Below are 12,162 nucleotides of genomic sequence, written 5' to 3' on the forward strand. Positions count from 1 at the left end.
AGTTTGTGATTCGGGTGATAAATTCCGTAAAATCATAATATGACGTGGACAGAGACCACAAATTTAAAATTTTGCTTACTCAATGCAGAGAATCTCTTTTTGATGTTCGACGGGACACCAACAAAAGATGTCTTGAATCTGAAGGAAGCTCAGTGGCAACGTCTGTCCTCTTCCATTTATGAGAATAAGTCGCTAAAGAAAACTCAAGACATCGCTAAAGCTCTCAAAGAGATCAACGCGGATATTATTATGCTCTGCGAAGTCGGTGGTTTTGAGTCCTTAAAAAACTTCAACCTCCTCTTTATGGATGATGCCTATTCCCCTTGTTTGATTGAGGGAAACTCCGAAAGAAATATCGACGTCGGTTTTTTGATCCGCAAAAATCTGCCGTTCTACTTTGATCTTCAATCCAACAAGAATCGCCCGATCAATTACCTCTACCCGCACGAGCGCGAAAGTCTTTTGCACGGCTATCCGGTGAAAGGTGGCAAGGTCACAAGCAGTCACAAGTTTTCGCGAGACGTGGCGGAGCTTCGACTTTTTAAAACCGACAAAGAAAAACCTTCCCTGATTGTTTTGCTCGCCCATCTAAAATCTCGCTTAGATCCTGAGCGCATTGATCCGAATGGTTTTGAAAGACGCCAGGCCGAGCTTCGCACTTTGCTTGAAATCTATCATGAGCTTGAGATCGTGCATCCTGATTTGCCATTGATTGTGGCCGGTGACTTTAACGGAAATGCTAGCAAGATTAATACGGATGAAGAGTTTAAAGATCTGTACTCTTCCACTCCTTTAAAGGATGTGCTGGAGGTCAGCGGTCTTCCGCAAGAGGCGCGCGCCACTTTTTACCAGGTTCGAAACGGGTCCCGCGCGGAAGGACGGCAAATTGATTTTGCGTTTTTGTCGCCACACACGCAGCAGTTGGTGAAACCCGGTGGCTCGTATGTGCATCGCTATAAGGATGAGTTCGGGATGGAACATGACATCCCAAGAAATATGGATGCCAAACTCAATCTCCCTTCGGATCATTATCCGTTGGTGTTTGAAATTGAGAACCTCAAACTCAAATAAGCGACAGCACACGCTGCATTATCTTTGGTTTCATTTGTTATCTGTCATTCTCTTTTTAGCTCGTTGACGTTTATATGCGTCGAAATTATCCTAGATGACACTATGGCAATGCAAAAAACAACAACCCCGAATTTTCAAATCACTGCGAAGGTCGTCTACGTTCCTGCGGAGTCGCGTCCAGAGCAGGGTTATCACTTTTTTGCTTACAAAATTTCAATCAAAAATGTGGGTGAAGCTCCGGCTCAATTGATGAGTCGCCATTGGGTTATTACAGATGCTCGTGGCCACAAAGAAGAAGTTCGCGGGCCGGGTGTTGTTGGAATGCAGCCTAAAATCCAACCGGGTCAGACGTTTGAATATGACAGTGCCTGCCCTCTTCACGCTTCCACAGGCAGCATGCAGGGTCGCTACCATTTTGTTGCAGAAAATGGAGAGAGCTTCAGCGTCGAAGTTCCTGAATTCTATCTAATAGCTCCTCACGCTCTTCATTAATCCATAAGGTCTAGTTTTTAAGAAATCTTCTAGATCACTCAAAGAAAGCTGTGCTAAACCCTGTTCCCGATCGGAAGGGGGCTTTCATGGCTTGGTTCAAAAATCTGCGCGAACTTTTAGGACTTCAAAAAAACTCTACGATGTGTTTGTGCATGGTTGTTTCCGAGCAAGAAGGCGCAGAGATCTGGCTTAACGATAGAAAAACTAATTTCGTAACTCCGAAAGCCGTGGCGATTCCCAAAGGACCTGAGACCAAAATCACTTTGAAACTTGTCGGTCACAAAGATCACACTGCTTACGTTAAAAGCGCTCATACATTGACCTATTATCATTGCAAGCTAGAACGAATTCCTCTTAGACTGATCCGTAATGAAGTCTATCAAAGTGCCTCTTTATAAAAACACCAAACGTCTTGTTATTCGTCCTTTAGAAGAAACGGATTACGAAAACTGGGCCCAGGCCCATTCCTGCCTTCGTCCTCCACAAAATGAGTGGGATGAAACCAACTGGAAAGACTCTGAACTCACAAAGAAAAAATTCAAAGAGCTTTTGAAAATTCAAAAACTTCAACGAACGAAAGACATCTTTTATTCATTTGGAATTTTCAGAAAAGATGACGGTATTTTATTGGGCACAGTAAACCTCATGGATATTTCTCGCGGGCCTTTTCAAAATGCTTACCTGGGTTACCGCATTTTCAATAACTATTGGGGAAACGGTTACGCGCAAGAGGCTTGCAAAGCAGCGATGCAAATCGCTTTCAAAGATTTGAAACTTCACAGAGTGGAAGCCGGGATTGCTCCGACAAACAAAAAATCCATTAAAACGGCAAAAGCCATCGGCCTTCGCAAGGAAGGTCTTAGCCGCAAACGCCTTTTAGTCCATAAAAAATGGGTGGATTTAGTCTTGTACGCTGCCACTAAAGAAGATTTCTAAGCCCACTGCGAAAAGCAAAAGCTTTGAAATTCAAATCCCCTTTGTCTTTTTCGGAAAACTTCCTAAAATAAAAACATAAAGCTGGTGTGAACCAAGGAGCCACAATGAAAAACTTCGCCATCGCGACTGCCCTTGTCCTTTTAGCGCAAACTTCATTCGCTGCTGAAACTCGCACCATCGATGGCGAAAAAGGCTACGACATCCAGCAAGGCTTGATTGAACTGACGGCCGTATCTGACTGCGAAGAAGAAACCTGCAAATACACTCTGACAAACGTGAACTGCTCTTACGACGCCGATGCAAGTCCTTCAGGCGGAAGAATGATCCACGTTTCCGCCGACAACTCCGCAGGCCAACACGTTGATATGTACGAATATCCCGACGATGACGAAAAACTTTGCAACGGCAAAGAAATCAACGACGAAAACTGCCACTACGGACAGATCTCTCTCATCCAAAGAATGATCGAAGAAAATTTATTGAAGGACGGCGACAGCCACACAACAAGACTCTTGTGGGCCCAACTCAATAAGATCGAATGCACATCCAGCGACTACAACTCCGCTTCCTGCACTTTCGAATACAAATAATTTACGGACTTCTCATAAACGTCTTCCACACTTTACCGTCTCGTTGATAGACGTAGCGTTCGTGCAGACGACCAGTAAGACCGAACCAGAATTCAATTTCTGTGGGGATGACTCTCCATCCGCCCCAGTGCGGAGGGCGAGGAACGACTTGTCCGTCGAATTGTTTTTCATACTCAGCCACACGGCGAACCAACCAATCACGATCAGGAATGATCTCACTTTGATGAGAAGCCCAGGCTCCGATCTGACTTAAGCGCGCGCGAGTTGCAAAGTACGCGTCACTTTCTTCAGAAGAGATCTTTTCGGCTTTTCCAGTGATGCGGATTTGTTGCCACAAAACGGGCCAGTGGAAATTCAGACAGATATTTTCATTGATAGCGATGTCTTGGCCTTTATGACTTTTGTAGTTGCCATAAAAAACAAAGCCCCCCTTGGAAACGTCTTTTAGATAGACGATTCGTACGGAGGGCACACCCTCTGCATCCACTGTCGCCACTGACATCGCATTGGCTTCAGGGACTTGCTTTGCGATCGCCTCTTTAAGAAGGCGATCGAAATGCTCAAAAGGGTCTTTGCTAAAATCGATCATTATTTCTTTTTAGCTTCAGCTTTTTTGTCTTGTTTTACGATGTCGATCAACTCAACGTCGAAAACTAGAACTGAATTTGGTGGGATGCCTGGACGACCAGAAGGACCGTAAGCAAGCTCAGGTGGGATGAAAAGTTTAGCTTTGCCGCCCACTTTCATCAATTGAAGAGCTTCTGTCCAACCTGGGATCACGCCGCCAACTGGGAATTCAGCTGGTTGACCACGATCGTAAGATGAATCGAATTGTTCACCGTTCGTCAAAGTTCCTTTGTAGTGAACTTTTACTACGTCTTCTTTTTTAGGAGAAGCGCCAGTGCCTTCTTTTTCAACGATGTATTGAAGACCAGAAGCTGTTGTTTTAACTCCAGCAGCAGATTTATTTTTCTCCAAGAATTCTTTACCAGCTTTCGCGTTACCTTCAGCGGCTTCTTGTTGTTTTTTCATCGCCATTTCTTGAAGTTTCATCATCGCAGCTTGCATGTCTTCTTTAGACATTTCGTTTTTACCTGCGCCTGCATCTTTCAAAGCTTGCGCCAAAGCGTCAGCATCGAAATCGATGTTTTGTTGTTTCAAGTTGCCACCGATTTGTTGGCCGATAGCGTAGCTCGCTTTTTTCATATCAGTGTCGAGCTTAACTTTCTTTTGGCAAGCTGTTGTAAAAGCCATTGCAGCTACAACAAGACCACCAAGAACTAACTTATTCATGTTGTCTCCCCTTAAAGGTTGTTAATTTGCTAACGCCATATCTTGCGACGATTTCTCGCCGTTTCAAACAGATAACGCGCAGAGAAATAACGATCAGGGTTTCAGATTTTTAAGGAACTGCAAAGCTTCTTCAGCGGAACCTTTGAAGATCGGCCTTACCTGTCGGCGTTCCAAAGAGGAAAGATAAAGAGGGTCATAGTAATACTTAAGAAGTTTCTCGATCCAGATCTTGTTCGACTCGACTTCATTTTTATTCAAATAATCCTGCTCGGCATTTTCCAAATCCGCCAAGACTTCTTGAGTCCGCAATCCCCCGAGCTTCTTAGAAATAGCGTGCAAAGAAATTTTGTATTTTTCAAAAACCTTGAGAGCTTGAGACGTCAGAATCTGCTGCTCTTCTAAGCAACGCGGAGCTTGTCCGATATGTTGGCCGATCGCGGTCTTTAAGACGTAATCTTTATAAATATTCTCCAACCGAGTCTCAAAAGGCTCATCCAACCAGATGACTTGTGAAGCTCGCAAACGATCAAAGAAACTTGTAGGCTGATAAACCTTTCCGATTAAACGACTTTCATCTTCGACGATGGGTCTTAAATTCCCAAGCCCCTTGTCCTCAAGCTTAAGAAATCGCACAGCCAAAAGATTTTCAAAATTAATCTGGGTCGGTTGCGCCCCATCCAAAGCCCCAAAAGCCGAACCACGGTGTTGCGCGAAGAATTCCAAATCTATCGTAGGATAAAAAGCATCAGCCTTTGTTAGAAACTCGGTCTTTCCACTTCCCGTCGGCCCGCACAGAGCCAGCAGTTCTTGGTTTTTTGAAAACCGTTCGATTGTATCCATCAAGAACTGACGACTGGCTTTGTAGCCGCCGACAATCAAGGGACGTTCAACGCCTGCATCCTTCAACCATTGCTGAGTGATCTGCGACCTTTTTCCACCGCGAAAACAATAAATCACTGCATTCGGATTTTGCGCGATAAAACTTTTCCATTTTTCGAGGCGCTCTTCTTTGACCAAGCCAGAGATCAATTCGTAGCCAAGCTTCACAGCGGCTTCTTGCCCCTGCTCTTTGTAGGTCGTCCCGATACGGGCGCGTTCAATGTCATTAAGAATGGGAAGGTTCACAGATCCAGGAAGGCTTCCTTGGACAAATTCCACCGGAGCGCGCACATCCATCAGTGGCACATCATGAACAAATAAGTCTTTAAGATGTTCCGGTTTAATATTCTTCATTTAGTCGAAGATCACTGCTTTATCTTGGCGAGCAACAACCTCTCCAATGATCTCAGCAGATTTAAACTTCGCACGCAAGGCCTGAACCATCAAACCACTCACTTCCGGAGACACGCTTAAGAGCAAGCCGCCGCTGGTTTGTGGATCGTGGATCAATAACTTATGAAGAGCGTCTAGTTTAGAAACCTCAATGGAGTCTTCCGTGTATTGAGCATTGCTTCTATGAGCCTTCGTCAGAAAACCCTTCTCTAAGCAATGCATTGTTTTCGCAAAACGCGGAAGTTTTTGTGAGTGAATTCGTAAACTCACTTGGCTTGCTTTCGCAAGTTGCATCGAGTGCCCTGAAAGCCCAAACCCTGTGATGTCTGTGGCCGCATGGATCTCGTTCACCATATTTGCAGGAATAAAGTCAATGGCGTTATTCACGGTGGCCATGCTGAGCAAAGCCTCCATGATGTCTTCTTCCGTAGATTCTTGACGTTTCAAAGAAGCCGTCATGGTGCCTGTACCCAAAGCTTTTGTGAGAATCAAATGATCCCCCGGCTTCGCTTTGGCGTTGGACCACACATGATCAGGATGAACAAAACCTGTGACCGAAAGACCGAACTTCAAAGTGTCGTCATCAATCGAGTGACCTCCGACGAAATTGGCGTCGGCTTCCGCGATTTTATCACTCGCCCCTTGCATCACATCGACGATCACGTGCTCTGGCATTGTCGCAATCGGAAACGCCAAAATACCCATCGCGGTCTTTGGTTTTCCGCCCATGGCATAGACATCGCTCAGCGCATTGGCCGCAGCGATTTCACCGAAAAGTTTGGGAGTATCAACAATGGGAGTAAAAAAATCGAGAGTTTGAACGAGCGCGATTTCGTCGTTCACTTTGTAAATTGCCGCATCATCAAAAAGTCCGCCATCCACAAGAAGATTGGGATGTGGGACCGGAAACTTCACCTGTTGCAAAATTTTACGAAGTTCGGAGGCAGCCACCTTTGCGGCACATCCTCCTTTTTGCACAGTTTGAGTCAGGGCAATTTTATCTGAGCTCATGACTGTTTGTGAGAATCTTTTTCCTCTTGAGTTTGATTCAGAGGCTGTTCTTGATTTTGAGGAATTTGTTTACCAACTTCACGTTCTTGAGAAGCGTCCTCGTTCAGGCCTTTTTTAAAACCACGGATCGCCTCCCCCATAGAACGTCCCAATCCGGGAAGTTTGCTTGGGCCAAAAAGAAGTAAAGCAATGCCGCCAATCAATAGGATTTCAGTCCAACCAAGATTCATAAGGTCTCCTCGTTACAATCGTGGACAGTACTATAAGCCCTATTGCGTGGCAACAAAAGGCCGTGCATTATATTGAGAAAGGGGGAAACAATGCTGAGTTTCATCGTCGTCTTATTCCTCGCGGGTGATGCGCAGGCCCAAGAACAGGCCCCGCCCAAGAAGATCAATACAAACCTTTACGAACAAGAAGCGGAACCTGAAAAAACCAAAAGCTTTAGCGCTAAAGTGAAAGTGGTGCGCGAAGAAAGCGATGGTGTTGAGGTGTTTTTTGAGGGAGAGAACAAAGGAGCCTACAGTCTTTTGCGCTCTACGGAGCACTATGCCAAGATGCTTAAAGATCTCGAAGACAGTCGTAAACCCACAGGCAAACCTGTGAAAGTTGTCGCGACGACTGAAAAACGTATTAAGACCGTTGAAAAAAGCAAAAGCACGGAAGGTTCCGGAGACCCGAACAAACCTTGGGATTTCGGAAAAATTCCAGACTGACTCCGTTCTGATTCATCTTGCGTAAGCGCTCGGGAAGTGAGATTTTCAGCCTTCAATGAAAACATCTCGGGCGCAGTGGCTTAACCAATCTTGGCTGTACTTAAAACGCATTCTGATCGTGAATGCGGTCTTCATCGTGATTGGCTTTTTGTGGCGAGTCGCTTTCTATCTTTACTACGGAAATTCTCAAGAGCTTTCGCAACTGCACGGTGACGTTCTTCACGCGTTTGTTTTAGGCGCACGCTTTGACAGCACGGTTTTATTTTATATCAACGCCATTCCGTTTTTGATTTTGTTTTTGTTAAGTCTTTTCTCTTTCTGGAAAGGCTTTGAAGGATTTTTAGGAAAAGTCTTTTCTCGCTTTACGAAGTTTTTAATCCCCTACTACACCGTCATGCTTTTGATCGTAACATTTATTTCTGCGGTGGATTTTGGGTTTTATAGTTTCTATCAAGATCGCATCAATGTTTTGATCTTTGGTTTTTTCACCGACGACACGACGGCCTTAATCAAAACCATGTGGAGAAATTATCCGATCATTTGGATTTTCTTAGGGCTTGGCGTTTTCACTTACTGTCTATGGAAGGGTTTAAAAATCAATTTCACGGAAGGTCGTGAATGGCTTCCGCTAAAGTCCCACGCCGTTTCTTATCCTATTTTCGTGTTGTTCTTTTTTGCATTGTTCTTGCTTAACGGTGTCGGAGCCCGCGGTTCTTTAGCACTTTTTCCTTTAAGCGAAATGGACACGGGGATTTCTAAAAGTATTTTCGTGAATCACTTGTGCTTTAACGGCACTCGCGCTTTTACTCGTGCGATTGAGCTTAAGTCTTTACAGACTTCCAAATGGGACAGCAACCTTCGTCATTATGGTTACGGTGACAACCCTGCTTTAGCCTTTGCGGATTTTTATCAGATTCCTTTGGAGAAAGTCCCTGCTGATCCCTTGGAATTAATGAAACACAAAACCGCTCCAAATCCATGGGCTGAAAAAACGCGTCCTCATGTCGTGGTTTTGACGATGGAGTCTTTGGGGGCTTATTGGTTTAAATACCAAGATCCAAGCTTTGATTTGGTTGGGAACTTTAAAAAGCATCTTCATGAAGACACTTATCTGACGCATTTTCTTTCAAGCACGAATGCCACGATTGGAAGTTTAAGCTGCTTGATGATTGGCTCCCCACAAAGACCGATCAGCGAGTTTTTGACAGAGAGTGATTATTTGCAAGTGCCTTTCCGCTCAAGTCCTGCACGTGTATTTAAAAGTGCCGGTTACAAAGCAAGATTCTTGTATGGTGGAAATCCCGGCTGGCGCGAAGTGAATAAGTTTGCCTTGATGCAAGATTTTGACACGGTTGAAGGTGAAACAGAGATCGCCGAGGGCCTTGGCGGACTTAAAGAAAAACATGATTGGGGCATCTATGATGAAGATGTTTTTGATTATGTCTTTAAAACTTTGAGTGACGCAAAGGAACCGCAATTCTTGCTCACAATGACGACGACCAATCATCCTCCTTATCAGCTTCCCGCAAGTTATAAATCTCCAGAATTAAAAGTACCTGACGAGTTGGCTTCTCGTCTGATTGTCGATAAGGCTTTAGCGGCTCAGCGTTTTGCGACTTATCGTTATTCTACTGATAAGCTCGCTGCGTTTTTGGATCGTATTAAAAAATCCCCTTTGAAAGACAAAGTCATTATCGCTGTTACTGGTGACCATACGTTTTGGATTGTGAACTTCACCGAGCAAGAACTTTTACAAAAAGGCTCAGTCCCGTTTTACATTTACATGCCTGAAGCCATTCGTAAAAAATTAGATCCAGAGACTTTTGGTTCGCAAGTCGATATCGCTCCCACTCTATACAATCTGGCTCTTTCAAATCAGGAATACAATTCCTTGGGACGCGATCTGTTTTCAAAAGGTGATGACTTTGCCGTGAACGCTTCCAACCTGATTGTCGACCGCACTGGCGGAGTGTTGGCGGCTGGCAAAGCGATTGATGACCACGCCTTGGATTGGCAAGGCTCTTATGAACGTTTGGTCCCTGGTGAAAACACGGAGCATAAAAAATCTTTGTCTGTGAAATACAAATCCTTGATGGGCGTCCTGGATTATTATTTCATGAAAGAGAAACAAGATAAGAAAGGCATGCAGCATGCGAATTCTCGTCGTTGAAGACCAAGCCAAAATGGCGAACTTTCTAAAAAAAGGTCTGAATGAAGTCGGCTATGCAGTGGATATCGCCGAGTGCGGATCTGCAGCCGAATCTTACATGGCTCAAGGTGATTATGACCTTGTGATCTTGGATGTGATGTTGCCTGATCAAAGTGGCATCGATACCGCCCGCCACATTCGCCGCGATGGTTATGATGGCCCGATCTTGATGGTCACAGCTCTTTCTACAACCAAAGATAAAGTTCACGGACTTGACGCTGGGGCTGACGATTATTTGACGAAGCCTTACTCTTTTGACGAGCTTCATGCTCGTGTGCGTGCTTTGCTTCGTCGTAAAACTCCAGCAGGTAACGGAGTTGCTTCAAACACTTTAAAGTATGCGGATCTTGAGTTGGATCTAATTCAGCGTAAAGCGCGTCGCTCAGGCCAGGAGATTTCTTTAACAACCAAAGAGTTTGCCCTGCTTGAGTATTTCATGCGCAATCCGGAAAGACCTTTGGGTCGTGTTTCCATTGCCGAGCACGTCTGGGATATTCACTTTGATTCTGAAAGTAACGTCATCGATGTCTACATCAATTTATTGCGTAAAAAAATTGATGCTCCTTTTTCAAAGCGACTGATTCATACAGTGGTAGGCACGGGTTATGTTCTTAAAGAGAATTTATAATTTCTTTTCAAGCTTCAGCATCCGTCTGCGCCTGTCTTTGATCTTCGTTCTGATTTTCGGAGCAACGACCATCTTCTTTAATATGTTCTTGTTCAAGGCGATGATCGATACGCTTCAACAGGATTTCGACGATGCGCTTTTCAACTACTCTGTTGACGTCTCGGAAGGGATTGAGATTGGTGTGAAGGGTGATCTGAGCTTTCCTCCCCTGCGCTTAGATCACGGTAAAATTCTTCCGTTTCCTTTAGGAACAGCCTTGATTCAAGTGCGCCACAGTTCCGGCGCTGTTCTCGCTCGTGTCGGAAACTTCGGGGAATTTAATCCACCTTATAAAAAAGATTTCGAACGCATTTGGGCTGGTGAAGAAGCGACTTATCGAACCATCGAACACATTCGCAATATTCCTTCTGCCGAAGCGGATTCTTACCGATTGATTTCGTTTCCTTTAGACAACGCTGCAAAACCGCAGCTTCTTTTGCAAATTGCGGTTCCCATGACGTTGATGGAAACACAGATCTCGCAGCGTTTGACGTTGTTGCAAGTCGGTATTCCTTTTGTGCTTTTGATTGCAACTCTCGGCGGTCTTTTCCTTTCTGCGCGGGCGTTGAATCCGTTGAAAAACATGATTAACACCGCCAAAGAAATCAAAGCGAGCGAACTGTCTCAACGGGTTCCGATTCCCAATGCCAATGACGAGATTAAAACTCTCGCTTTAACTTTGAATGAAATGCTCGACCGTATTCAGCAGGCCTTTCAAAGTCAGGAACGCTTCGTAGCGGATGCGTCTCATCAGTTGTTGACTCCTTTGACGATCATGCGTGGGGAATTGGAACTTCTGCAAAAGACTGAGAAAAAAGATATCGAACAGTTCATTAAGAGCGGCTTGCAAGAGGTGGATAATCTTTCAAGCATTGTGCAAGAGATGCTGCTCTTGGCGCGCGTAGATGCGGGCATTGGCGCTTTGAACATGCAAGAGATTGCCTTGGATGAGCTGATCTTTGAAGTGCTGCCTCGTTGTGAGAAGCTTGCGAGTTCTAAAAATATCAAAATTAAACTCAACATCAACAACGAGACCTCCGAAGATCGCAAAATGGTCCGTGGCGATAATGATCTTCTTCAGAATCTTGTGACGAATGTGATTGAGAACGCGATCAAGTATTCTCCGAACGGTGAAGTTGTGACTGTCACTTTGATTTGGAAAGAAGATGTAACGGAACTTATCGTTGATGACAACGGTCCCGGCATTCCTGAAGAACTTCTTCCGTTCATTTTCGAACGCTTTTCGCGCGGGTCTAATATGGAGACACGAGTTAAGGGCTTTGGTCTAGGTTTGGCGATTGCTCAAAAAATAGCCATTCTTCACGAAGCAAAGCTAACTGCGCAAAATCACTCAGGACACGGTGCAAGATTTAGCTTTGAAATTAAAAACATTTAATTCGGTTTTAATGGGGGTTTTAACACTGTTTGCTAATCTTCTAGTGTTTCCAATTGAAGCTAACAATAACCATTAGGAGGTTACTATGAAAATCGCTTCTGTTTTGATGACTCTTGTTTTTGCTGGTGTAGTTGCTCAAGCTAACGAAACTGCTCCTGCAGCTGCTGCAACAACTACAGCTCCTGCTGCTCCTGCAGCTGAAATGAAAAAAGAAGAAACAAAAGCTCCAGCTAAGAAAAAACACGCTAAAAAAGCTGAGAAAAAAGAAGAAGCTGCTGCTCCTGCAGGTCACTAATCCCCGCTATGCGGAGGAGGTGTCGCTTGCGACACTGGACTGCGCAGCTTAGGATAAGTGAGAGCTTCGCTCTTATGAAAAAGGGAACCGCAAGGTTCCCTTTTTTTATTTGTACACCATCAACTCTAAAGTTCCGGATCTCGTTCCCAAGATCGACTCAGCCCCTTCTCTCTTTAAGCCGATTTAGGCTCCATTCTTGAATCATTTCGCCTTC

The 12,162-nt window shown here is 44.7% G+C and carries 15 protein-coding genes; 10 read left to right on the forward strand and 5 right to left on the reverse strand.

Annotation, left to right across the window (positions count from 1 at the left end; genetic code table 11):
- Positions 1–39 precede the first annotated feature (39 nt).
- From ACLSSO_RS12275 to ACLSSO_RS12295, 5 genes are all read left to right on the forward strand, one after another.
- Positions 40–1,071, forward strand: coding sequence for an endonuclease/exonuclease/phosphatase family protein (locus ACLSSO_RS12275; protein ID WP_413942982.1), 1,032 nt, complete (start codon positions 40–42; stop codon positions 1,069–1,071).
- A gap of 102 nt (positions 1,072–1,173) precedes the next feature.
- Positions 1,174–1,563 (forward strand): Co2+/Mg2+ efflux protein ApaG, encoded by a 390-nt coding sequence (gene apaG / locus ACLSSO_RS12280; protein ID WP_295899800.1) that lies wholly within the window; start codon positions 1,174–1,176, stop codon positions 1,561–1,563.
- A gap of 86 nt (positions 1,564–1,649) precedes the next feature.
- Entirely contained in the window at positions 1,650–1,961 is a 312-nt protein-coding gene (locus ACLSSO_RS12285) for a hypothetical protein (protein WP_295899797.1), read from the forward strand.
- Positions 1,933–2,499, forward strand: coding sequence for a GNAT family N-acetyltransferase (locus ACLSSO_RS12290; protein ID WP_295899794.1), 567 nt, complete (start codon positions 1,933–1,935; stop codon positions 2,497–2,499). Before ACLSSO_RS12285 ends, ACLSSO_RS12290 begins: the two co-directional genes overlap by 29 nt.
- Before the next feature lie 104 nt (positions 2,500–2,603).
- A complete protein-coding gene (locus tag ACLSSO_RS12295) occupies positions 2,604–3,089 on the forward strand; it encodes a hypothetical protein (RefSeq protein WP_413942983.1) in 486 nt (161 codons plus the stop codon).
- A gap of 1 nt (position 3,090) precedes the next feature.
- On the opposite strand, the gene pdxH is transcribed toward ACLSSO_RS12295, so the two are convergent.
- From pdxH to ACLSSO_RS12320, 5 genes are all read right to left on the reverse strand, one after another.
- On the reverse strand, positions 3,091–3,678 hold the full coding sequence (gene pdxH / locus ACLSSO_RS12300; RefSeq protein ID WP_413942984.1) for a pyridoxamine 5'-phosphate oxidase: 588 nt from the start codon (positions 3,676–3,678) through the stop codon (positions 3,091–3,093).
- On the reverse strand, positions 3,678–4,382 hold the full coding sequence (locus ACLSSO_RS12305) for an FKBP-type peptidyl-prolyl cis-trans isomerase (RefSeq protein WP_413942985.1): 705 nt from the start codon (positions 4,380–4,382) through the stop codon (positions 3,678–3,680). Before ACLSSO_RS12305 ends, pdxH begins: the two co-directional genes overlap by 1 nt.
- Before the next feature lie 93 nt (positions 4,383–4,475).
- The gene (gene mnmH / locus ACLSSO_RS12310; RefSeq protein ID WP_413942986.1) at positions 4,476–5,615 is read right to left on the reverse strand and encodes a tRNA 2-selenouridine(34) synthase MnmH; all 1,140 of its coding nucleotides are present in this window, start codon (positions 5,613–5,615) and stop codon (positions 4,476–4,478) included.
- A complete protein-coding gene (gene selD / locus ACLSSO_RS12315; RefSeq protein WP_413942987.1) occupies positions 5,616–6,665 on the reverse strand; it encodes a selenide, water dikinase SelD in 1,050 nt (349 codons plus the stop codon).
- Positions 6,662–6,895 (reverse strand): twin-arginine translocase TatA/TatE family subunit, encoded by a 234-nt coding sequence (locus tag ACLSSO_RS12320; RefSeq protein WP_295899775.1) that lies wholly within the window; start codon positions 6,893–6,895, stop codon positions 6,662–6,664. The genes selD and ACLSSO_RS12320 overlap by 4 nt, the downstream gene beginning before the upstream one ends.
- A gap of 90 nt (positions 6,896–6,985) precedes the next feature.
- Between ACLSSO_RS12320 and ACLSSO_RS12325 the strand changes: the two genes are divergently transcribed.
- The 5 genes from ACLSSO_RS12325 to ACLSSO_RS12345 all read left to right on the forward strand — a co-directional run bounded on the left by ACLSSO_RS12325 (position 6,986) and on the right by ACLSSO_RS12345 (position 11,948).
- The gene (locus tag ACLSSO_RS12325; RefSeq protein WP_340592301.1) at positions 6,986–7,381 is read left to right on the forward strand and encodes a hypothetical protein; all 396 of its coding nucleotides are present in this window, start codon (positions 6,986–6,988) and stop codon (positions 7,379–7,381) included.
- A gap of 55 nt (positions 7,382–7,436) precedes the next feature.
- A complete protein-coding gene (locus tag ACLSSO_RS12330; protein ID WP_413942988.1) occupies positions 7,437–9,551 on the forward strand; it encodes an LTA synthase family protein in 2,115 nt (704 codons plus the stop codon).
- A complete protein-coding gene (locus ACLSSO_RS12335) occupies positions 9,532–10,218 on the forward strand; it encodes a response regulator transcription factor (protein ID WP_295899766.1) in 687 nt (228 codons plus the stop codon). The genes ACLSSO_RS12330 and ACLSSO_RS12335 overlap by 20 nt, the downstream gene beginning before the upstream one ends.
- Positions 10,196–11,653, forward strand: coding sequence for a sensor histidine kinase (locus ACLSSO_RS12340; RefSeq protein ID WP_295899761.1), 1,458 nt, complete (start codon positions 10,196–10,198; stop codon positions 11,651–11,653). Before ACLSSO_RS12335 ends, ACLSSO_RS12340 begins: the two co-directional genes overlap by 23 nt.
- Before the next feature lie 85 nt (positions 11,654–11,738).
- Positions 11,739–11,948, forward strand: a complete 210-nt coding sequence (locus tag ACLSSO_RS12345; RefSeq protein ID WP_295899758.1) for a hypothetical protein — start codon at positions 11,739–11,741, stop codon at positions 11,946–11,948.
- The last annotated feature ends 214 nt before the right edge of the window (positions 11,949–12,162 follow it).

The organism is Bdellovibrio sp. HCB-162 (genome assembly GCF_047344985.1).
Taxonomy (GTDB): domain Bacteria; phylum Bdellovibrionota; class Bdellovibrionia; order Bdellovibrionales; family Bdellovibrionaceae; genus Bdellovibrio.

What these genes read in the sequence shown, in the direction of transcription:
- ACLSSO_RS12345 (WP_295899758.1), top strand. Translation starts at nt 11,739, where the DNA reads ATGAAAATCGCTTCTGTTTTGATGACTCTTGTTTTTGCTGGTGTAGTT.
- selD (WP_413942987.1), bottom strand. Translation starts at nt 6,665, where the DNA reads ATGAGCTCAGATAAAATTGCCCTGACTCAAACTGTGCAAAAAGGAGGA.
- pdxH (WP_413942984.1), bottom strand. Translation starts at nt 3,678, where the DNA reads ATGATCGATTTTAGCAAAGACCCTTTTGAGCATTTCGATCGCCTTCTT.
- ACLSSO_RS12295 (WP_413942983.1), top strand. Translation starts at nt 2,604, where the DNA reads ATGAAAAACTTCGCCATCGCGACTGCCCTTGTCCTTTTAGCGCAAACT.
- ACLSSO_RS12325 (WP_340592301.1), top strand. Translation starts at nt 6,986, where the DNA reads ATGCTGAGTTTCATCGTCGTCTTATTCCTCGCGGGTGATGCGCAGGCC.
- ACLSSO_RS12330 (WP_413942988.1), top strand. Translation starts at nt 7,437, where the DNA reads ATGAAAACATCTCGGGCGCAGTGGCTTAACCAATCTTGGCTGTACTTA.
- apaG (WP_295899800.1), top strand. Translation starts at nt 1,174, where the DNA reads ATGGCAATGCAAAAAACAACAACCCCGAATTTTCAAATCACTGCGAAG.
- ACLSSO_RS12305 (WP_413942985.1), bottom strand. Translation starts at nt 4,382, where the DNA reads ATGAATAAGTTAGTTCTTGGTGGTCTTGTTGTAGCTGCAATGGCTTTT.
- mnmH (WP_413942986.1), bottom strand. Translation starts at nt 5,615, where the DNA reads ATGAAGAATATTAAACCGGAACATCTTAAAGACTTATTTGTTCATGAT.
- ACLSSO_RS12340 (WP_295899761.1), top strand. Translation starts at nt 10,196, where the DNA reads ATGTTCTTAAAGAGAATTTATAATTTCTTTTCAAGCTTCAGCATCCGT.
- ACLSSO_RS12285 (WP_295899797.1), top strand. Translation starts at nt 1,650, where the DNA reads ATGGCTTGGTTCAAAAATCTGCGCGAACTTTTAGGACTTCAAAAAAAC.
- ACLSSO_RS12275 (WP_413942982.1), top strand. Translation starts at nt 40, where the DNA reads ATGACGTGGACAGAGACCACAAATTTAAAATTTTGCTTACTCAATGCA.
- ACLSSO_RS12290 (WP_295899794.1), top strand. Translation starts at nt 1,933, where the DNA reads ATGAAGTCTATCAAAGTGCCTCTTTATAAAAACACCAAACGTCTTGTT.
- ACLSSO_RS12335 (WP_295899766.1), top strand. Translation starts at nt 9,532, where the DNA reads ATGCGAATTCTCGTCGTTGAAGACCAAGCCAAAATGGCGAACTTTCTA.
- ACLSSO_RS12320 (WP_295899775.1), bottom strand. Translation starts at nt 6,895, where the DNA reads ATGAATCTTGGTTGGACTGAAATCCTATTGATTGGCGGCATTGCTTTA.